This window comes from Burkholderia sp. IMCC1007 (assembly GCF_027257875.1).
Lineage (GTDB): Bacteria > Pseudomonadota > Gammaproteobacteria > Burkholderiales > Burkholderiaceae > Burkholderia.
The window spans coordinates 1-21,018 of sequence record NZ_JAPVQY010000029.1 but is presented as its reverse complement, the minus strand read 5'-3'; the positions used below and the strand labels follow the sequence as shown (position 1 = coordinate 21,018).

Here is a 21,018-nt window from a genome sequence, read left to right as displayed (position 1 = left end):
CGGGTGCAAAGCGGGCGTCAACGCGCTCGAACGTGGACCGCGCGGTGTGGTTGCGAAAACGAGAACGGTTGCGTAGGGCGGTGCGGCGCGCGCGATGCGCGGCCCGCATGCGCGGCAGCGTGCGTGGACTCACCTGTCCCGCGTGTGATCGGCGGCGTGGTCGGCCGGCGCGGCGACGGCCGCACCGGTGCCGGTGCGGCCGTGCGCGACGCCGCGCGCGGCCGCGAATTCCGCGCCGAGCAGCAGCACGGCGGCGGAGAAGTACAGCCACATCAACAGCACCGCGAACGATCCGGCCGCGCCGAATGCACTGGCCGTGCCCGCGCGCGCGAGATACAGCGCGAACAGCTTCTTGCCGCCGGAGAACAGGATCGCCGACACGATCCCGCCGACCACGGCGTCGCGCCATGCGACGCGCGCGTCGGGCAGGAACTTCATCAGCGCGGCGAACGCGCCGGCGAGCACCACGATGCCCACGGCGAGCTGCAGCGCGTTTGTGACGGCCACATACGGCGAATCGCCGAGCAGCCAGGTGCCGATGAACGTGATCACGGTATCGAGCACGAGCGACACGATCAGCAGGAACGCGACGCCGAGCACGAGCCCGAACGAGATCAGCCGCACGCGCACGAGCCCGAGCACGCTCGACCAGCGGTTTTCCGTGCTCGGCCAGATCACGCTCAGCGCCGTGTTCAGCGACGAGAACGTTGCAGACGCGCCGATCGCGAGCGCGGCGAACGAGATCAGCGTCGCGATGCCGCCGCGCTCGCCCGCGCGATGCGCGTTCTGCACGATGGTCTGGATGCTGGCCGCGGCATCGTCGCCGATCAATTGATGCGCCTGCTCGAACACCTGGCCGCGCGCGGCATCGTCGCCGTAGAACCAGCCGGCCACCGCGATCACCATCACGAGCGTCGGCGCGAGCGAGAACGCGGAGAAGAACGCGATGCTCGCGGCCATCGCCAGGCAGCGGTCGGAGGAGAAGCGCTTGAATGCGTTGAGCGCCCAGTTGGCCTGTCGTTGCGCAAGACGGGTGGCTTCCGAGGTGATCTGTCGTTTCATGGCGGTTCGGGTGTGTGCTGAACGCGGGATACCGGCGGATTCAAACGAATGGGTATTGATCTGACGATTTCATGATAGTTGCGCTGAATGTCTATAATTCTTTCAGTCTCTCCTTACCCCACAAAACCGCCGAGACCATCATGCTACAAATGTCCCGGCGCCAGTTCCTGAAGGTGACGGCCACGTCGCTTGCCGGATCGAGTCTTGCCCTGCTGGGCTTTTCTCCGACGGAAGCGCTTGCCGAAGTCCGACAGTACAAGCTGGCGCGCACCACCGAAACGCGCAACACCTGTCCATACTGCTCAGTGGGTTGCGGCATCCTCATGTACAGCCTCGGCGACGGCGCGAAGAACGCGCAGTCGAGCATCATCCACATCGAAGGCGATCCCGATCACCCCGTCAATCGCGGCACGCTGTGCCCGAAGGGCGCGAGCCTGATCGACTTCATCCACAGCCCGAGCCGCCTGACGCACCCCGAGTATCGCGCGCCCGGTTCTGACAAGTGGGAACCGATCTCGTGGAACGACGCGCTCGACCGCATCGCGAAGCTGATGAAGGCCGACCGCGACGCGAACTTCGTCGAGACGGCCGACGGCGCGAAGGTCAACCGCTGGCTCACGACCGGCATGCTGGCCGCGTCGGCAGGCAGCAACGAAGTCGGCTACCTGACGCACAAGACCATCCGCAGCCTCGGGATGCTCGTATTCGACAATCAGGCGCGTGTCTGACATGGCCCGACGGTGGCAGGTCTTGCCCCGACGTTTGGCCGTGGAGCGATGACGAACCATTGGGTCGACATCAAGAACGCGGACGTGATTCTCGTGATGGGCGGCAATGCAGCCGAGGCCCATCCGTGCGGTTTCAAGTGGGTGACGGAGGCGAAGGCGCACCGCAAGGCGCGGCTGATCGTCGTCGACCCGCGCTTCACGCGTACGGCCTCGGTGGCCGATTACTACGCGCCGATCCGCACCGGCACCGACATCGTCTTCCTGGGCGGCGTCATCAACTATCTGCTCACGAACGACAAGATTCAGCATGAGTACGTAAAGAACTACACAGACTTTTCGTTCATCGTGCGCGAGGATTTCGCGTTCAACGACGGCATCTATTCCGGCTACGACGCGGAGCAGCGCACGTACCCGGACAAATCGAGCTGGGACTACGAGCTCGGCGACGACGGCTTCGCGAAAGTCGACGCGACGCTGCAGCATCCGCGCTGCGTCTACAACCTGCTGAAGCAGCACTACGCGCGCTATACGGCCGACATGGTCCAGCAGATCTGCGGCACGCCGAAGGAGAAATTCCTGAAGGTGTGCGAGATGCTCGCGACCACGGCCGTGCCCGGCCGCGCCGGCACGGTGCTGTACGCGCTCGGCTGGACGCACCACTCGATCGGCGCACAGATGATCCGCACCGGCGCGATGGTGCAGCTGCTGCTCGGCAACATCGGCATCGCCGGCGGCGGGATGAACGCGCTGCGCGGTCACTCGAACATCCAGGGGCTGACCGACCTCGGGCTGATGTCGAATCTGCTGCCGGGCTACATGACGCTGCCGATGCAGGCCGAGCAGGACTTCGACGCTTACATCAAGAAGCGCGTGCAGCAACCGCTGCGGCCGAACCAGCTCAGCTACTGGAAGAACTACAAAGCATTCCACGTCAGCTTCATGAAGTCGTGGTGGGGCGATGCGGCGACCGCCCAGAACAACTGGGCGTACGACTACCTGCCGAAGCTGGACAAGCAGTACGACCTGCTGCAGGCGATCGAGCTGATGAATGCCGGCAAGATGAACGGCTACATCTGCCAGGGCTTCAACCCGCTCGCGGCGGCGCCGTCGAAGGTGAAGACGGCCGCCGGCCTCGCGAAGCTGAAGTGGCTCGTGATCATGGATCCGCTCGCGACCGAGACGTCCGAGTTCTGGAAGCATCATGGCGACTTCAACGACGTCGACCCGACGAAGATCCAGACCGAGGTATTCCGCCTGCCGACCACCTGCTTCGCGGAGGAAAACGGCTCGCTCGTGAGTTCGAGCCGCGTGCTGCAATGGCACTGGAAGGGCGCGGCGCCGCCGGGCGAGGCCAGGAGCGACCTCGAGATCATGTCGGGGCTGTTCCTGCGCATGCGCAAGATGTACCAGACGGACGGCGGCAAGTATCCGGATCCGATCCTGAACCTGACGTGGCCGTACGCGAACCCGGAAAGCCCGACGCCCGAAGAGCTGGCGATGGAGTTCAACGGGAAGGCGCTCGCCGATCTGCCGGACCCGAAGGATCCGACCAAGACGCTCGCGAAGAAGGGCGAGCAGCTGGCCGCGTTCGCGCAACTGAAGGACGACGGCACGACCGCGAGCGGCTGCTGGATCTTCTGCGGCGCGTGGACGCAGGCCGGCAACCAGATGGGGCGGCGCGACAACTCCGACCCGACCGGCATCGGCCAGACGCTGAACTGGGCGTGGGCGTGGCCGGCGAACCGGCGGATTCTCTACAACCGCGCATCGTGCGACGTGAGCGGCAAGCCGTTCGACCCGACCCGCACGCTGATCGGCTGGAACGGCAGCGCATGGAAGGGCGCCGACGTGCCGGACTTCAAGGTCGACGAGCCGCCCGAGAACGGGATGAATCCGTTCATCATGAACCCGGAAGGCGTCGCGCGCTTCTTCGCGCGTGCGGGGATGAACGAAGGCCCGTTCCCCGAGCACTACGAGCCGTTCGAGACGCCGCTCGCCGCGAACCCGCTGCACCCGGACAACCCGCTCGCGCTGAACAACCCGGCCGCCCGCGTGTTCGCGGACGACCGCGCGTCGTTCGGCAAGGCGTCCGAGTTCCCGCACGTCGCGACGACTTACCGGCTCACCGAGCATTTCCATTACTGGACCAAGCATGCGCGGCTGAACGCGATCATCGAGCCCGAGCAATTCGTCGAGATCGGCGAAGACCTCGCGAAGGAGGTCGGCGTCGCGCACGGCGAGCGCGTGAAGGTGTCGTCCAAGCGCGGCTACATCATCGCGATCGCGCTCGTCACGAAGCGGATCAAGCCGCTGACGGTCGACGGCAAGAAGGTCCAGACGGTCGGCGTCCCGTTGCACTGGGGCTTCAAGGGTCTCGCGAAGCCCGGCTATCTCGCCAATACCCTGACTCCGTCCGTCGGCGACGGCAACTCGTACACACCGGAATTCAAGTCGTTCCTGGTGAAGGTCGAAAAGGCGTAAGGGGGACGAGATGGCATTGCAATCGCTGGATATCAAGCGCGTCTCGGCCACCACGACGCCGCCGCCCACGGCGCGCGCACCTGTGACCGGGAGCGTCGCGAAGCTGATCGACGTATCGAAGTGCATCGGCTGCAAGGCGTGCCAGACGGCATGCATGGAGTGGAACGACTTGCGCGACGAGGTCGGCACCAACGTCGGCGTGTACGACAACCCGGCCGACCTGACCGAGCATTCGTGGACGGTCATGCGGTTCTCCGAATACGAGAACCCGGCCGGCGACCTCGAGTGGCTGATCCGCAAGGACGGCTGCATGCACTGCGAGGATCCGGGGTGCCTGAAGGCGTGCCCGTCGCCGGGTGCGATCGTGCAGTACAACAACGGGATCGTCGATTTCCACGAGGAGAACTGCATCGGTTGCGGCTACTGCGTGACCGGTTGCCCGTTCAACATCCCGCGGATCTCGAAGCAGGATCATCGTGCGTACAAGTGCACGCTCTGCTCCGACCGCGTCGCGGTCGGCCAGGAACCGGCCTGCGTGAAGACCTGCCCGACCGGTGCGATCGTGTTCGGCACCAAGGAGGACATGAAGCAGCACGCGGCCGAGCGGATCGAGGACCTGAAGGAGCGCGGCTTCGAGCATGCGGGGCTGTACGACCCGCAGGGTGTGGGCGGCACGCACGTGATGTACGTGCTGCACCACGCGGATAGACCGTCGCTGTATCACGGCCTGCCCGACAATCCGTCGATCAGCCCGCTGGTGCGGCTGTGGAAGGGGATCGCGAAGCCGCTGGCGCTCGCCGGCCTTGCGCTGACCGCGCTGGCCGGGTTCTTCCACTACACGCGGGTCGGTCCGAACGAGGTCAGCGACGACGAAGAAGCCGCCGCCCGCGACGAGGCGCGACGCATCAAGGAGGACGGAAAATGAATCACGACGACCCCAACCTGATCGTCCGCTACACGCCGAACGAGCGCACGAACCACTGGATCACCGCGATCACGTTCGTGCTGCTCGCGCTGTCCGGGCTCGCGCTGTTCCATCCGTCGATGTTCTGGCTCACCGCGCTGTTCGGCGGCGGCCAGTGGACGCGGATCCTGCACCCGTTCGTCGGCCTCGTGATGTTCGTGTCGTTCGCGATTCTCGTGGCGCGGTTCTGGCACCACAACGTGCTCGACGCCGACGATCGCCAATGGCTGAGGCAGATCGACGACGTGCTGACCAACCAGGAAGACAAGCTGCCGCCCGTCGGCCGGTATAACGCCGGGCAGAAGCTGCTATTCTTCACGCTGGTGGCGTGCCTGCTGCTGCTCCTGCTGTCCGGGATCGTGATCTGGCGGCGCTACTTCTCGTTCTATTTTCCGATCGAGGTAATCCGCGCGGCGGCCGTCGTGCATGCAGCCGCGGCGTTCGTGCTGATCGCGAGCATCATCGTGCACATTTACGCGGCGTTGTGGGTGAAGGGTTCGATCGGCGCGATGGTGCGCGGCACCGTCACGCTCGGCTGGGCACGCAAGCATCACTCGAAGTGGTTCCGTGAAAGCGTGAAGTAGCGCACCGGAGCGGGGCGGCGCGCCATCGCGGCGTACCGTTCCGCCACCGTCGGAACTGCCAGAAGCGCCGCTCCGTCGGCGCTTGTTTTTTTGGATGACATTTTGGTGACACAACGCATTCTCGAACCGACCGAGATCTCGGCGCTCGATCATTCCGCCATTCCCCGCTTTCGCCTGCCGGAGCGCGGCACCGTATTCGCGGCGCGTGCGACGCGGCTGCGCAAGCTCGCCGACCTGAACCCGATCAGCGGCTACCTGCGGCTGATGGCCACCGTCGCCGATGCGCAGCACGCGACGCTGCAGCCGCTGAACCTGCCGCTGCCGTCGCCGGAAGCGATTGCACGCGCGCAGCAGCATTCGATGCCGCTCGTGCCGGCGCTCGACGGCCAGCGCGACCCGCAGTGGCGGGCCGTGCTGTATGAACTGCTCGACCGTGTCGACAGCGCCGGGCTCGTCAATCCGTCGCTCGCGAAGCTGCTCGACCGGCTGCGCCTGATGTCGCCCGCCGAACTCGACGCGCAGGCCGACGCGATCCTCGCGCTGCGCTTCGCCGAAGTCGATCCGGCCACCGCGCCGTTCCTGATGGCCGCGCTGCAGGTCGTGTGGACCGATCTCGCCAGCCGCGTCGCGCCGTCCGACCTTCCGTATCTCGACCAGCCGGGGCTGTGCCCCGTGTGCGGGTCGCATCCGGTCGCGAGCGTCGTGCGCGTCGGCGGCCAGTTCCAGGGCTACCGTTTCCTGCAGTGCGGGCTCTGCACGACCGAGTGGCACATGGTGCGCACGAAATGTTCGCACTGCGACTCGACGAAAGGCATTGCGTATCACGGGATCGAGGGCGGCAGCGAAGCCGTCAAGGCCGAATCGTGCGACGAATGCAAGACCTATCGCAAGATCGGCTACCAGGAGAAGGACTACGAGTTCGAGCCGCTGGCGGACGATCTCGCGAGCCTCACGCTCGATCTGCTGATGAACGAGGCCGGTTACCAGCGCAGTTCGCCGAACCCGCTGCTGTGGCCCGACATGTCGCGCGAAGCGGAGGCCGACGCGGACTGACGGCACGGAGCCGGCGCGGGTGCGCGAGCACCGGCGCCGGTCGTCTGCGATACATCGAAAGGGAGCCACGATTACGTGACCGAACCGGGTTTGAATGAACTGAATGCCGTCCTCGCGCGCGTGCCGTCCGTCGAACGCGTGCTATCGTCGGCGCCGCTGCAGCCGCTGCTCGCCGACTATGGCCGCACGCGCGTGCTGAACGCGGTGCGCGCCGAGCTCGAACGCTGGCGCACCGCCGCGCAGCAGGATCCGTCGGCGGCCGAGCCGCTCGACGAGCCGCGTATCGCGGCCGCCGTTGCCCGCACGCTGGCCGCGCAAAGCGCGAGCGCCGTGCGCGCGGTGTTCAATCTGAGCGGCACCGTGCTGCACACCAACCTCGGGCGTGCATTGTTGCCCGACGACGCGGTGCGCGCGGTGGTCGACGTGCTCACGCAACCCGTCAACCTCGAATACGATCTGTCGACCGGCCGCCGCGGCGACCGCGACGACCTGATCGAAGGTTTGCTGTGCGAATTGACCGGCGCGGAAGCCGCGACGGTCGTGAACAACAATGCGGCGGCCGTGCTGCTCGCGCTGTCCGCGCTCGCGCCGAAACGCGAAGTGATCGTGTCGCGCGGCGAACTCGTCGAGATCGGCGGCGCGTTCCGCATTCCCGACATCATGAGCCGCGCCGGCGCGAAGCTGCGCGAGGTCGGCACGACCAATCGCACCCATCTGCACGACTACGCGGACGCGATCGGCCCGCGCACGGCGCTGCTGATGAAGGTGCATTGCAGCAACTATGCGATCAGCGGCTTCACGAAGGACGTGACGCTCGCCGAACTCGCGCCGCTTGCGCGCGAACATGGGCTGCCGGTGGCGGTCGATCTCGGCAGCGGCACGCTCGTCGACCTGTCGCAGTGGGGCCTGCCGCACGAGCCGACCGTGCAGGAAACCGTCGCGGCCGGCGCGAACCTCGTCACGTTCAGCGGCGACAAGCTGCTCGGCGGCCCGCAGGCCGGCCTGATCGTCGGCGATCGCGCGCTCGTCGCGAAGATCAGGAAGCATCCGCTCAAGCGTGCGCTGCGTGTCGGCAAGCTGACGCTCGCCGCGCTCGAACCGGTGCTGCGGCTCTACCAGGCGCCGGAATTTCTGCGCGAGCGGCTCACGACGCTGCGTCTGCTCACGCGGCCGCAGCGCGATATCGCCGAGGCCGCCGAGCGCGTGCGGCCGGCGTTGCAGGCCGCGCTCGGCAGCGGCTTCGACGTGCGCGTCGAGCCGATGTTCAGCCAGATCGGCAGCGGCGCGCTGCCGGTCGACCAGCTGCCGAGCGCCGGGCTCGTCGTGCGCACGCCCGACGGCAAGCGCGGCGGCCGTGCGCTCGCGCAGCTCGAGAAGCGGTTGCGCGCGTGGCCGCGCGCCGTGATCGGCCGCGTTGCCGACAACGCGCTGCGGCTCGATTTGCGCTGTCTCGAGGGCGCGGACGAAGCGGCCTTCGTCGCGCAATGCGCGCTGATCGCGGGGCCGGCCGCATGATCGTCGGTACTGCAGGACATATCGACCACGGCAAGACGACGCTCGTGCGGGCGCTCACGGGCGTCGACACCGACCGGTTGAAGGAAGAGAAGGCGCGGGGCATCTCGATCGAGCTCGGCTACGCGTACACGCCGCTCGAGAACGGCGACGTGCTCGGCCTGATCGACGTGCCGGGCCACGAGAAGCTGATTCATACGATGGCGGCCGGCGCGTCCGGGATCGACTTCGCGTTGCTCGTGATCGCCGCCGACGACGGCGTGATGCCGCAGACCCGCGAGCACCTCGCGATCCTGCAATTGCTCGGCGTCACGCACGGCGCGGTCGCGCTGACGAAATGCGATCGCGTCGACGCCGCACGCCTGTCGGCGGTGCGCGACGAGATCGCCGCGTGGCTGCACGGGTCGACGCTCGATGGCGCACCGATCTTCGAAACCTGCGCGACGCGGGCCGACGATCCGGGCGTCGCCGCATTGAAGCAGCACCTCGCCGAGGCGGCGCTCGCATGGCGGGCGGGTCGCGACGATGGCTTGTTCCGGCTGGCGGTTGATCGCGTGTTTACGCTTGCCGGGCAGGGCACCGTCGTCACGGGCACTGCGTTCGCGGGCCGCGTCGCGACCGGCGACACACTCGCGATCGTGCGCACCGGCGATGCCGCGCGCGTGCGCAGCATTCATGCACAGAACCGGCCGGTCGACACGGGCCGCGCGGGCGAGCGCTGCGCGCTGAACCTGGCAGGCGTCGACAAGGCGGACATCGAGCGCGGCGATACCGTCGCGGATGCGCGGCTTGCGGCGACGTCGCCGCGGCTGGACGTCGAACTCACGTTGCTGGCCGATGCGGGGCTGACGCTGACGCACTGGGCGCCGCTGCACGTGCATCTCGGCACGCTGCACCGCGTCGCGCACGTCGCGCTGCTCGACGGCGATACGCTCGCCGGCGGACAGAAGATGCGCGTGCAACTGGTGTTCGACGAGCCGGTGTTCGCGCTACCGGGCGATCGCTTCATCGTGCGCAATCCGCAGGCGACGCGCACCGTCGGCGGCGGCCGCGTGCTCGATCCGTTCGGGCCTGCACGCAAGCGGCGTACGCCTGCGCGCCGCGCATGGCTCGATGCGCTGGCCGTGTGGCTCGACGAACGGCGGCTCGATGCGCTGCTCGCGCAGGCGCCGCTCGGCATTCCGCGCGCGACGCTGATGCATCTGACGGGGTTCGCGCCGGATGAGCTCGCGTTGCCGGACGATGCGCTGGCGATCGGCCAGCGCGATGCGGCGTCGAACGACGGCACGGTGATGGCGCGCACGCACTGGCATGCGCTGCAGGCGCGGGCGATCGACACGCTGCGCGCGTATCACGAGCGGATGCCGGACGAGCAGGGGCTCGATGCGGCACGTCTGCGACGGATGGCGGCGCCGCTCGCCGGCGATGCGCTGTGGCGCGCGCTCGTCGATGCGCTGGTGGCGGGCGGCGACGTCGCGCGAAGCGGGCCGTGGCTGCATCTGCCGTCGCATTCGGTGAGCTTCGATGCGCGCGACGAGGCGCTCGCGCAGCAACTGCTGCCGCTGATTCATGCGGGACGCTTCGATCCGCCGTGGGTGCGCGATCTGGCGCGCGACACGGGCGCGGCCGAGGACGCCGTGCGCGCGCTGCTGCGCAAGCTCGCGCGGCGCGGCGACGTGCACCAGATCGTGCGCGACTTGTTCTATCACGCGGATGTCGTGCGCGAGCTGGCCGGGCTGGTCGCGCATCTCGCGCCGACGCGCGGCGGCGGGCTCGATGCGGCGACGTTTCGCGATGCGACCGGGCTCGGCCGCAAGCGGGCGATCCAGATTCTCGAGTTCTTCGATCGGGTTGGGTATACTCGCTTCCACCGCGATCTTCACTTCCTGCGGCCTGACAGCGGTTGGGTGGGTATTCAGGCGTAGGCGATCGTTGTTCTTTTCGTTCTTTTGGTTTTTCCCCTACGGAAGGCATTCGTATCCGGTGGTACGGCTGGACTTCAAATCCAGTTGGGGGTGTCAGACACTCCCGGGTAGGTTCGACTCCTGCTGCCTTCCGCCACAAGGGTTACAAGATTTTGGCGCTCCGGGCAGTCTTTCCACGGCGGAACATCGAAATTTACGCAGCGAGCGATGGCGGCAATATCCGCTTTGGGAAGTGCGCCGGGCCGATTTGTGCCGCGTTCGAGTCCTCCGGACGCCTGTCCAAAACTCCCGCCCATCAGGCGTTTTCTTGCTTTTTCGAAACGGAATCGCGTGCCCGTCACCCGCCGTCTCCCACTTCGCAATCGACAAGTCTGTTCGCACGGGTTGGAATCAGGTCAGTGATCACTACCGCCCAGCGCCTTGTATAAGTCCATCCGGTTGTTGAGTCGATGCAAGCGGTTCAGCGCGACGGCGCTCTGCGCGTCGCGCAGCCGCTGCTGCTGGTCGAGCCATGGCCGTACGTCGGTCGCGCCGGTCACGAAGCGGACTCGCGCCAGCGCTTCCGCATGCTGTGCCCACTTGAGCGACAGCGTGTGCTGTTCGCCTTCACGTTCGAGCTGCGCACGTGCAGACAATACGTTTTCGACCTCGCCGAGCGCGGTGTGCAACCGCTGGCGGAAAGCGACGACTGCTTCCTCGTACTCCGTCTGCGACACCTTGATCTTCAGTCGCATCGTATTCCATTCGATGAGCGGCAGCGAGAGCCCGAGGCCGAGCATCGCGATCGGATTCGACAGCACGCGCTCGAGACTCGCGCTCGACGTGCCGAAGGAACTTGTCAGCGTGAACGAGGGATAGAAGCTTGTGCGGGTGAAGTCGAGGTTCGCGAGTGATTCGCGCAGCCGGAACTCCGCTTCACGGAGATCCGGGCGTCGACCAAGCAGATCCGCAGGCACGCCCGCAGGCACCGCTGGCAGCGGCCGGTCGGGCAGCGCGGTCGGCTCCGCGGCTTTCGCCTGCGGCGGCCTGTCGAACAGGATCGCAAGCGCGTGACGTTTCACGGTGCGTTGCTGGATCAGATGCGTCTGAGCCGCGCGCTGCGCGGACACGCTCAGCTCGGCCTGCGCAACGTCGAACCCGGACACCGCGCCCGCCGCATGGCGCGCGCGCACCAGCGCAAGCGTGCGCTCCGCATACGTGATGCTTGCGTCGCCGAGCGCGATCTGCTGGTTCAGATAGCCGATCTCCCAGTACAGCGCGGCCGTCGTGCCGATCAACGAGAGCCGCGCCGCGTCGCGATTGGCCTGTGTCGCATTGGCGCTCCAGCGCGCCGCGTCGCGCAGCGCGGCGAGCTTGCCCCAGAGGTCGAGTTCGTAGCTGAGCATGCCGGACAGATTGCTCATGCGCGACGTTCGATGTGAATCGAGCGTGCGCGGCACGCTGCCATTTTCGTCAAAATTGCGCGACATGCCGTCGTTGCCACCGAGCGAGTGCGACACGCTGCCGGCGCCCTCGAGCGTGACGTTCGGCGTCTGATTGGTCGCGACGAGCCCCGCCTGCAGGCGTGCACGATAGACGCGGATCGTGGCAGCAGCGAGGTCGTTGTTGACATCGAGCGCGTCGGCGATCAGCCGGTCGAGCACCGGGTCGCCGAAGCCGCGCCACCAGTCGGCCGGAATTGGCGAGGTAGCAAAGGGCGCGGATGCGCTCGACGCAGCGGAAGCGGGCGCCGTGCCGGCCGCGTCGTACGTGGTCCATTGCGCGGGCAGGTTCACGGCGGGTAGCGGCTGGCGACGCTCGCTTGCGCAGCCGGCGAGCAGCGCGGCTGCGCATGAGAGCGCGAGCACGCTGCGAGGGGCGGTCGGGATGCAGATCATCGCGACCTCAATCGCGCGCGAGCGCATCAATCGGATCGAGCCGCGCCGCGTTGCGCGCGGGCATGAAGCCGAAGACGATGCCGATCAGCGTCGAACACAGGACTGCGGTGACGATCGAGCCGACAGAGAACACCATTTTCCATTGGGTGACAAACAGCGAAAAGATGAAGCTCATGCCGAACGACAGCACGATCCCGATCGCGCCGCCCATCAGGCATACCATCACGGACTCGACGAGGAACTGTTGCATGATATCGCTCTGCCGCGCGCCGACCGCCATCCGGATGCCGATTTCGCGCGTGCGCTCCGTGACCGACACGAGCATGATGTTCACCACTCCGATCCCGCCGACGATGAGCGAGATCACCGCGATCAGCGACAGCAGCAGCGCGATCGACTGGCCGGTCTTCGCGGTCGTCTTGGCTACGCTGTCCAGGTTGTACGTGAAGAAATCCTTGCGCCCGTGGCGCTGAGTCATCAGTTTCACAAGGCTGTTCTCGGCGGCCTTGCTTGGCTGGCCGTCGCGTACGCGTACGGTGATACTACCGAAATGGGGTTGGCCGAACAGCCGGCCGCTCGCGGTCGTGTACGGTACCCATACGTTCAGGTCCTTCACGTCGCTGAACGCGCTCTTCTTGTCCGCCGTCACGCCGATCACGATGCACGGCAGGTTGTCGACGAGGATCACCTCGCCGAGCGGATTCGGGTTCGCGCCGAACAGCTTGCGGCGCGTGTTCTGGTCGATCACCGCGACCGGCGCCTGACGACGCACGTCATCCGTGCTGAAACCGACACCCAGTGCGAAGTTCCTTCCGCGCACCTGGAAGAAACGCTCGCCGACACCGCTCACGAGCGCATTCACGTCGATATTTCGGTACCGCAGCAGCAGGCTGCGCGCCGTTTCGGGCGTCGCGCCGTCGATGTAGTGCTGCTCGGCGAGGGCGGCCACGTCGGCGGCCACGAGCGTCTGGATCGTGCCCGCCTGGCTGTCGCCCCAGTCGCGGCCCGGGTAGATGCTGATCGTGTTGGTGCCCATACTGGCGATTTCGTCGAGCATGTAACGCTTCGCGCCTTCACCGATCGCGGCGATCGACACGACCGACGTGATGCCGAAGATTATGCCGAGCATCGTCAGGATCGTTCGCAGCCGGTGCGATACGAGCGCGAGCCAGGCCATCCGGAACGCCTCGGCGAAGCTGCCGGCACTCGCGGACCACTGGCGCGGGCGAAGCGGCGCGGCAGCCAGTGCGTCCGCTGAGGCGGCTCGGACGCCGCGATCGTCCGATGCGTTCGCCTGCGCGGTTCGGTCGCCGGCGACGGTGGACGACACGTCGGCAGCATGCGCCGGGGCCGGCGAGCCATCCTCGACCGGCGAGTTTGGTCGGTCCGCGACGATCTCGCCGTCGTGGATCTCGATGATGCGGCGCGCGTGCGCGGCGACCTGCTCGTCGTGCGTGACGATGATCACCGTATGGCCGAGCGCATTCAGTTCGCGCAGGATCCGGATGACGTCCTGACCGCTTTTCGAATCGAGTGCGCCCGTCGGCTCGTCGGCAAGGATCACTTCGCCGCCGTTCATCAGTGCGCGTGCGATGCTGACGCGCTGCTGCTGGCCGCCGGACAGCTGGCTCGGCCGGTGGCCGGCGCGTTCCGTAAGCCCGAGGCGAGCAAGCAGGTGCTCGGCGCACGCGCGCCGGGCAGCATGCGCGCTCCCCGCATAGATAGCCGGCATCTCGACGTTTGCCGCCGCATTGAGATACGGCAGCAGGTGGTAACGCTGGAAGATGAAGCCGAAGTGCTCGCGCCGCAATTGAGCGAGCTCGTCCGCGTCGAGGTCGCGCGTCTCGCGGCCGCCGACCCGGTAGCTGCCAGCGCTCGGGTGGTCCAGGCAGCCGAGCATGTTCATCAGCGTCGACTTGCCGGAACCCGACGCGCCGACGATTGCGACGATCTCGCCAGCGTCGATCGACAGATTGACGTCTTTCAGCACGATCACATCCCGATCGCCGGCCGGAAAGCGCCGTATGACGTTGGTGAACTGCAGCAGCGGCCGGGTCATCGCTAAATTTCCGAACCGGGAGTGTCGTCTGCCGCTTCGCCAATCACGACGCGCTCGCCGGCCTTCAGGCCGTCGCGCACCTCGATCTTCACGTTGTTGTTCAGTCCGGTGAGGACCTGGCGCGTGACCACCTTGTCGTTGGCGCCGATCACGCGCACCGCATAGCGGCCGTCCGGCGCCTGCGCGCCGAGCGCGGCAACGGGAATGCTAAGCGCTTGGCGCGCGGTGTCGAGCACCACGCTGACCTGCGCGGTCATCGAGATGCGCAGCCGATGGCCGGGATTCGGCACCTCGAACAGTGCGTTGTAGAACACCGCAGTATTCGGCTTGGACAAGCCGCCGCCCATACCGCCGAGCGAACTCTGCGTGTCGAGGAAGTTCTGCGGCGCGGGCTCGATTGCTCGCAGCTTGCCGTAGTAGCGCTTGTCGGGGTCGCCGAGGATCGTGAAGTACGCGGTCTGGCCGGGGTGCACGCGGATGACGTCGGCTTCGGACACCTGCGCCTTGACGGTCATCGTGTCGACGTCGGCGAGCTTCAGGATCACGGGCGCCTGCTGCTGCGCGAGTACGGTTTGCCCCTCCTGCGTGACGATCGCGACGACTTCGCCGTCCATCGGCGCGACGATTCGCGTGTAGCCGACGTTGGCCTGCTCGGTCTCGATCTGGATGCGGGCCGCGCGGATCTGTGCGTCGAACGACGCAAGGGTTGCACGCTGCACGTCGAGTGTGGCCTGCGCAGCTTCGTAGTCCTGCCGTGAGGTCGCGTCGTCCGGCAGCATTTGCCGTTGGCGGCGGAATGCGAGCTCGGCCTGAGCGAGCTGCGCGGCCGTCGCGCGTCTTTGCGCGACGAGGTTCTGCTCGCTGATTTTCGCTTGACGCAGCGCGTTCTGCGGGAGCACCGGGTCGATCTCCGCGAGCCATTGCCCCTTCTTGACCTTGTCGCCGAGTTTGACCTTCAGCGACTTGAGCTGGCCGGTCACCTGCGCGCCGACGTCGACCCCCTTGAAGGCCTGCAGCGTGCCCGTCGCGAGCACCGCACTCTCGAGATCGCCGCGCTCGACCTTCGCGCTCAGGTATTGCGGACGCTTGTCCGGCGCGAGCCAGCGCCACGCGAACGCAATGAGCAAGACGGTGACGGCGAGGCCGGTAGCCACGTAGCACCCGCGTTGGGGGGATTTCTTCATGAGAGCAATGTGTTTCGGGGGTGTACGAGCGGCCGTCTGTAATGAAATGGAAATGGACTGGTTGAAATGCAGAAAGCTTCGGAGTTTCTGGGTTCCGGGGCGAATTCAGCGCGGGCGTCGTCGATCGAATCCCTTCGAGTTCCTCCCCACCAGCACATCGGACCGCCGTATTGCGGCAGGACCATCCGGAACGCTGTCGTGATAGAACATGGCTTGACTATGAAACATCCGCGCGTACTTCCCGTTTCGGGCGATGAGTTCGTCGTGAGACCCCTCCTCAACGAGATGGCCCTTGTCGAGCACGACGATGCGATCGACGAATCGCGTCAACGCGAGACGGTGGCTAACGATGACGGTCGTCCGTTGCTCGGCCAGTTCGAGAATGAGTCGCATGATGTCCGCTTCGGACTCCGGATCGAGCGCTGAAGTGGGTTCGTCGAAGACGAGCAGGTCGGCTTCGTCGGCATGTGCCATCGCACGCGCGATGGCTAGCCTCTGCCACTGCCCCCCTGAAATATCGGTTCCGCCCGCCGTCTCCGTGGTCAGAGGGGTGTCCGGGCGGCGGCCCAGGAACTCGAGGCCGACCGCCTTCAGGTATTCGTCGGCTTGCTGCATGTCGTGCTCGACGAGGTTCTCGCGCACGTCGAGCGGAAAGCGCGCAAAGTCCTGAAACACACCGACCACACGCGGAGGATGATGGGCCGTCGACCACGCCAACACACCTGTCGTCGGCTCGTAGAGACCGCACAGCAATTTGAGCAGGGTCGTCTTGCCGGCGCCATTTTCGCCGACGATCGCGATGACCTCTCGATCGCGAATCTCCAGACCGATCTGATCAAGCGCGGCATGTTCGACGTCGCGGTACCGCAGACCCACGTTGCGCAGCGTTACGCAGGGTGCGGCCGCCGACGTTTCGCGCACCGGCGGCGGCCGGCGGGCAGGGGCGACTGTCTGCTTCTGCTGCGCAGCGTGAAGGGCGATCAGCTTGCGGAACGGGCGCACGGCATAGGAAACGCGCAACAGATCGCCGAAGTTGTAGACGATCGCGGCTAACCCGTCTTTCAACTGAACGAGCGCGCCGAGCAGGAACGCGAGCTGGGCGATGCTGAACTTGCCGAGCTGAAATCCGTCGATGACGGCATAGAGCGGCAGTCCGAGGCAGACACTTGCCGCCAGCGACGTCGCGGCGAGCTTGAGCGCGTTGCGCGTGCGTACTCGCTTGATGGTCTCGAGATAGTTGTCGTAGAGACCCTGCCACTTGGCCAGCAGACGCTCCTGCATGCGGTAGATGCGCAAGTCCTTGGCGAATTCGGGCTGCGTCAGAACCCGCTCGAGAAGGCGCAGATCGTTGAACGTTGCCGCATGATGCTCCTGGACATTCCAGCTCTCGCGTTCGGCCCGCGCCCGGAACAGGAGGGGCGGCACCATGCCAGCCAACACGAGGAAGGGAATCCACCATGCCGTTTGCCCCGTCAGGAGCAGGATCGGAATGATCATCACGGTTCCAATGCAGACTGCATAAAGATGCAGCACAAGGTCACCCACCTGGTCGCTCGCGCCGGCCGCGAGAATCGCCGTTTCGCGCAGATCGGCATCCTCGTGTATGCCGAGGTTCGGGAACGTCGCGACGATCGAGTTCACATCTCGCTTCAGCAGCATGCGCGCCGAATCTCCAAGCGAGTCGACGATGAAGCTCGATATCGCGTTCAATCCATCGTGAAAGCCGCCGAGTATGAAGTAGGCGATGACGAGCGCCATGACAGCGGCTGCGGCCGCATTGGACGTCAGGCGCTCGATGAGCTGCGCGTTGATGTAGAGCAGCACGCTCGGTATGACGCCGACGACGAGGTTCGACATGATGGCGAGGCTCAGCGCCCGCGGCGCCGCTCGCCACAGCAGCAATAGCGTCTCGCCGAGATTGTGCAGGATTTCCCAGACTTTCATGGCGGCTGGCTCAGCCCGCAAGGGCACGTAGTGGACGGAATTTCAAATGCTTGACGACAGTAGCCCGCGCTCCGGAGAATCTTACGAGCCAGGCTTCAAGATCGGTCACGCCGCGAATATAGTGGTACTGAGTGCCGAGCTGTGCGTTAGGGTCTTCCGTCGCGACAATATAGGCCGTCAGGTGGCGGCGGAAACGAGCCTGATCGACGAGTCCCCAGTCATTCAGAATCATGGGGCGATCGGTCAGGCGCAGCAGCGCCCCCGCGCTATTGCGAAACATTCGCCGTGCCATCAGCGCATAGCTCGTCTTGCTCTTTTTCTCCGTGGCGAAATCCGGCAGCGCTCCGCGATAGGCGTTTCGCGCCAGCATTTTCGACGTCGCGTAGGGATTCGCGCGATTCAGGCGTCTATAGTCGTGGTGAAGATGCGGCGGACACGCGAGTGCGAACGAGATCATCCGCGGGTCGAGGAACGGATGGGAGTGGGTGCAGTAGACATTCAAGGTGTCGAAGTAAGTCGCCCGCGGAAACAGCATTGCCCTGATGTAGTCGTGGCCCAGGTATCGCGTCCGCGAATGCCTCGCGTACCCCTTTCCGGCGCGCGCATGGCGCCGCGCTCCCGCGAGCAGGCACTTTCCGAGATAGTCGGGCAATATCGCGCGCCCTTCGGTCGATTCCTTCTCAAGCCACTCGCGTCGCCCCAGGCGTGGCGACAGCGAGGTCAGCATCTTGTGAAAGTAGGCTCGCGAGAAGGCTCGAATGCCGAGGTTTTCCGTCACGTAGTCGTGGAGTGCTTCGATCCCGTCATGCTCGCGAATGGAATCGAGAATCCAGGGATGCGTCGACTCGCCAAGAATGACGTCTCCCCCTTCGCCTGTCATGACGAGCGAAACATCGTGATCCTGGAACACGCGTGCGCAGGCTTCCTTGGCGAGCGGATTGGCGGCTGCGTCGGGCCCGTCGACATAGGCGCAGGCATCGTCCAACGCCGGAAGACGCAAAAAATCGTCGGCGTAGATGATCCGATGAGGAACGTCGCAGTGCCGAACGAGCGCCTCGACGAGCTTGTCATCCTGGCTCATCGCGAGATCCGCATCCCTGAAGCCCATGTTGGCGCAGAAGGGCGCGCTGCGCCCGTGCACCGAGAGGGTCGCCCCGAGGACGGTATTGGAGTCAACGCCGCCGCTCAGCATGATCCCGCCCGCGCCGGCTTCGATGCGGTCGAGCACGCAGGCGTCGAGGCGAGCCCGAAACACCTGCTCGAAGTCCTCCCGACGGGAGATCGCGCTGTCAAGCCGGAAAGCGACATCGTCGCGCGCCTGCGTCAGCTCGAACGTCTGGCCTGTTCTGTCGATGCTCAGAACGCCACTCGCCGGCATCTTCAGTACCTCTGCGAAGAATGTCGCTTCGCCGGCCAATTCGTTTTCGCCGACCATGACGGATTGCGTCAGGAACTCGATGCAAGACTCGCGCCTGATTTTCAGCGGCACGAGGCGGCATAGCAAGAGCAGCCGCAGATCGTTGCTCGCCACCCATTGCCCGTTTTTGCCGCGCCAGTAGTAAATCGGGTGCGTCGCATAATGGTCGGTCATCAGGATCACGCGTTCGGGCCGGATCGACGCGTAGCTGAACTCGCCGAGCACGACGTTTTTCGATGGATCGAGCGCAAGCGCGTCCTGGCGGAACGACGAATGGAGCGTGCCGCTGTGCAGGTCGCGCAACCAACCGCTATACGCGGTGTCGCCGGCCGATGTGTCGATCCGTCGGGGGCTCCGGCATTCGGCTTCGCACAGGCGTATATCCATCTCGATCAGAGTCGCCCAGCCGTGCGCCATCCGCTTCGCGCTGTCGACCTGAACATCGCCCAAAGCATCGAGGAGGTCGTCGATGTAGGCGTCGACGTCCACCGTTGTGCCGTTCACCACTATCGTCCAGAGTTTCATAGCGAGGCAACCCATCCCGTGACAGCCGTTTCAGGATTCATGCGCGTCAGCGCCCGATATTCGTTCAAATCCATGCGCCCTGGATTGACGATTTCCGGCACGGATCCCGTGCGACACAATTCGATCCACGCGTGTCCGACGACCTTCTCATCCTGCCTTTTGACGCCGATCACCAGGTCGCTTGGAATGCCATGCAGAAATGCCAGGGCCTGCACGACGATGCTGGCCGAATAGCACGACGCGCCACCCATTTCGAGCAGGTCGGCCTGGTAAATGGAATCGCAGACTTCCTGAAGATAAGGTTGGTCGATACGGCCGACCGCGCCCACGTACCTGCCTCTAACCGCGCCGGGAAAGATCGACTTGAAAATACCGAGATAGGCGTCGCTGACCGGCCGACCAAGCAACATGGCTCGCACGAGGCTATGGGTGAGAAAGATGTACGCGCCGTCATTTTTCATAAAGGGCGCCCAGATCGATTAATGTGGTGACTGCATCTAAAATCAATTTCTTATCGGTGGTCGTTAGTGCTCGGCTGCCTGCAATCTCATTAATAAAATCCTCCGCGCGTAGCCCCGTGTGCAATCTCCGAGAGATTGTCAAAATATCGACTGCTACCCCTGACAGACCGAAATAACTATTCTTTGTCTCGCTATAGAAGATCGTCTCACCATCAAGTAAAACGCATTCGAGCGAATAGTTCGGATAAAGCAATTTCGCGTCTTGTTCTGTCGAGTGCTTGTGTGACATGCATGCCCACCATGAGAGCATTCGCGAGGCACGCGCCCAGCCGATACTTGGGCGCGTGCCTCGTATCATCGTGTGATTCAGCGCGCTACTGTTACATACCTTTCACGCCGCGCCCGTAGAGTCCATCGCCTGGAATAGATTTCTTGGAAAGAATGACGGCAAGAAACGAGCCATAGGCGACGACTTTGGTGGGTTGAATCGAGACAGTATTCATTTCACTCTCCTTCAGTAAGGAAGCATTTGCGAAAACAACTGTTCTTGATGTTGCACTTCAGGTGTTGCGGTTGAAATGCAATCGTAAGTATATAGATGGGATCGAGAAAGTAAACAATTTATTTCGGTGTGCTATATTTGAGATAATTCCTCGCGAGATATGTCACTATTTTTCTGGAGATGGATGGAGATAATAGGCATGGGGAATGAATCTATTGCCGTTCCAGCGTCTCGCCGCGACGCAAGATTAATGATTGCAGGTCGAACGACCAAACCTGGGCGGTTTCAAGAGTGAAGTGCAACACCTCGCGGGTTACTGAACAGGAACTCGGTCCGTGGGGTTAGCCAGAACCTGAGCGAGGATTTGCAGAGGCGTGTGCCAGTTCAGCGTGGCGCGCGGTCGCGTGTTGAGGTTGTCAGCAATCTCGTCGAGGTCCTCTTGAGAGTAGACGGACAGATCGGTGCCCTTGGGCAAGTACTGGCGCAGCAGCCCGTTGGTGTTTTCGCACGTGCCGCGCTGCCAAGGGCTGTGCGGGTCACAGAAGTAGACACGCACGTTGGTCGCGGCCGTCAGTTCGGCATGTCGCGCCATTTCGCGACCTTGATCGTAGGTCAGCGTTTGACGCAGCGGCTCGACGAGCGATTGCAGTTTGGTCGTGAAGGCAGCGAGCGCCGATGCAGCAGTCGCATCGGGCATCTTGGCCAGCAGCACGGCGCGGCTCATGCGTTCGACGAGCACG

The 21,018-nt window shown here is 64.9% G+C and carries 16 protein-coding genes and 1 tRNA gene; 7 read left to right on the top strand and 10 right to left on the bottom strand.

The features are described from left to right. Window positions 1-129: 129 nt before the first annotated feature. Entirely contained in the window at window positions 130-1,062 is a 933-nt protein-coding gene (locus O1Q03_RS23030) for a YihY/virulence factor BrkB family protein (protein ID WP_269506339.1), read from the bottom strand. A gap of 140 nt (window positions 1,063-1,202) precedes the next feature. Between O1Q03_RS23030 and fdnG the strand changes: the two genes are divergently transcribed. The 7 genes from fdnG (at window position 1,203) to O1Q03_RS22995 (ending at window position 10,445) form a co-directional block, all read left to right on the top strand. Beyond that, window positions 1,203-4,271 (top strand): formate dehydrogenase-N subunit alpha, encoded by a 3,069-nt coding sequence (gene fdnG, locus O1Q03_RS23025; RefSeq protein WP_269506338.1) that lies wholly within the window; start codon window positions 1,203-1,205, stop codon window positions 4,269-4,271. A 10-nt stretch (window positions 4,272-4,281) separates the two neighbouring features. Next, window positions 4,282-5,196 carry a formate dehydrogenase subunit beta gene (fdxH, locus tag O1Q03_RS23020; protein WP_269506337.1) on the top strand — a complete coding sequence of 305 codons (915 nt, stop codon included), beginning with the start codon at window positions 4,282-4,284 and terminating at the stop codon, window positions 5,194-5,196. Continuing rightward, window positions 5,193-5,819, top strand: a complete 627-nt coding sequence (locus tag O1Q03_RS23015; protein WP_269506336.1) for a formate dehydrogenase subunit gamma — start codon at window positions 5,193-5,195, stop codon at window positions 5,817-5,819. The genes fdxH and O1Q03_RS23015 overlap by 4 nt, the downstream gene beginning before the upstream one ends. Before the next feature lie 105 nt (window positions 5,820-5,924). Then, entirely contained in the window at window positions 5,925-6,872 is a 948-nt protein-coding gene (fdhE, locus tag O1Q03_RS23010; RefSeq protein WP_269506335.1) for a formate dehydrogenase accessory protein FdhE, read from the top strand. Window positions 6,873-6,947: 75 nt separating this feature from the next. After that, on the top strand, window positions 6,948-8,387 hold the full coding sequence (gene selA / locus O1Q03_RS23005) for an L-seryl-tRNA(Sec) selenium transferase (RefSeq protein ID WP_269506334.1): 1,440 nt from the start codon (window positions 6,948-6,950) through the stop codon (window positions 8,385-8,387). Continuing rightward, window positions 8,384-10,309, top strand: a complete 1,926-nt coding sequence (selB, locus tag O1Q03_RS23000; RefSeq protein ID WP_269506333.1) for a selenocysteine-specific translation elongation factor — start codon at window positions 8,384-8,386, stop codon at window positions 10,307-10,309. Before selA ends, selB begins: the two co-directional genes overlap by 4 nt. 40 nt (window positions 10,310-10,349) lie before the next feature. Further along, window positions 10,350-10,445: transfer RNA gene (locus O1Q03_RS22995), tRNA-Sec, on the top strand. 259 nt (window positions 10,446-10,704) lie between these two features. Here O1Q03_RS22995 and O1Q03_RS22990 read toward each other — a convergent pair. The 9 genes from O1Q03_RS22990 to O1Q03_RS22950 all read right to left on the bottom strand — a co-directional run. Next, the gene (locus O1Q03_RS22990) at window positions 10,705-12,186 is read right to left on the bottom strand and encodes an efflux transporter outer membrane subunit (RefSeq protein ID WP_269506332.1); all 1,482 of its coding nucleotides are present in this window, start codon (window positions 12,184-12,186) and stop codon (window positions 10,705-10,707) included. Between the two features lie 7 nt (window positions 12,187-12,193). Further along, a complete protein-coding gene (locus O1Q03_RS22985) occupies window positions 12,194-14,245 on the bottom strand; it encodes a MacB family efflux pump subunit (protein ID WP_269506331.1) in 2,052 nt (683 codons plus the stop codon). A gap of 2 nt (window positions 14,246-14,247) precedes the next feature. After that, window positions 14,248-15,429: a macrolide transporter subunit MacA gene (gene macA, locus O1Q03_RS22980; RefSeq protein ID WP_124891988.1), complete on the bottom strand. Its 1,182-nt coding sequence runs from the start codon at window positions 15,427-15,429 to the stop codon at window positions 14,248-14,250. A 105-nt stretch (window positions 15,430-15,534) separates the two neighbouring features. Beyond that, window positions 15,535-17,373 carry an ATP-binding cassette domain-containing protein gene (locus tag O1Q03_RS22975; protein ID WP_269506330.1) on the bottom strand — a complete coding sequence of 613 codons (1,839 nt, stop codon included), beginning with the start codon at window positions 17,371-17,373 and terminating at the stop codon, window positions 15,535-15,537. A gap of 10 nt (window positions 17,374-17,383) precedes the next feature. Beyond that, window positions 17,384-19,315, bottom strand: coding sequence for an asparagine synthase-related protein (locus tag O1Q03_RS22970; RefSeq protein WP_269506329.1), 1,932 nt, complete (start codon window positions 19,313-19,315; stop codon window positions 17,384-17,386). Then, window positions 19,312-19,776: a lasso peptide biosynthesis B2 protein gene (locus tag O1Q03_RS22965; RefSeq protein WP_269506328.1), complete on the bottom strand. Its 465-nt coding sequence runs from the start codon at window positions 19,774-19,776 to the stop codon at window positions 19,312-19,314. The genes O1Q03_RS22970 and O1Q03_RS22965 overlap by 4 nt, the downstream gene beginning before the upstream one ends. Then, window positions 19,766-20,065 carry a hypothetical protein gene (locus O1Q03_RS22960; RefSeq protein WP_269506327.1) on the bottom strand — a complete coding sequence of 100 codons (300 nt, stop codon included), beginning with the start codon at window positions 20,063-20,065 and terminating at the stop codon, window positions 19,766-19,768. The genes O1Q03_RS22965 and O1Q03_RS22960 overlap by 11 nt, the downstream gene beginning before the upstream one ends. 91 nt (window positions 20,066-20,156) lie before the next feature. Beyond that, window positions 20,157-20,279, bottom strand: a complete 123-nt coding sequence (locus O1Q03_RS22955; protein ID WP_269506326.1) for a lariocidin family lasso peptide — start codon at window positions 20,277-20,279, stop codon at window positions 20,157-20,159. 312 nt (window positions 20,280-20,591) lie between these two features. Beyond that, on the bottom strand, window positions 20,592-21,018 hold a 427-nt coding region (locus O1Q03_RS22950), incomplete at its 5' end, for an IS30 family transposase (RefSeq protein ID WP_269506325.1).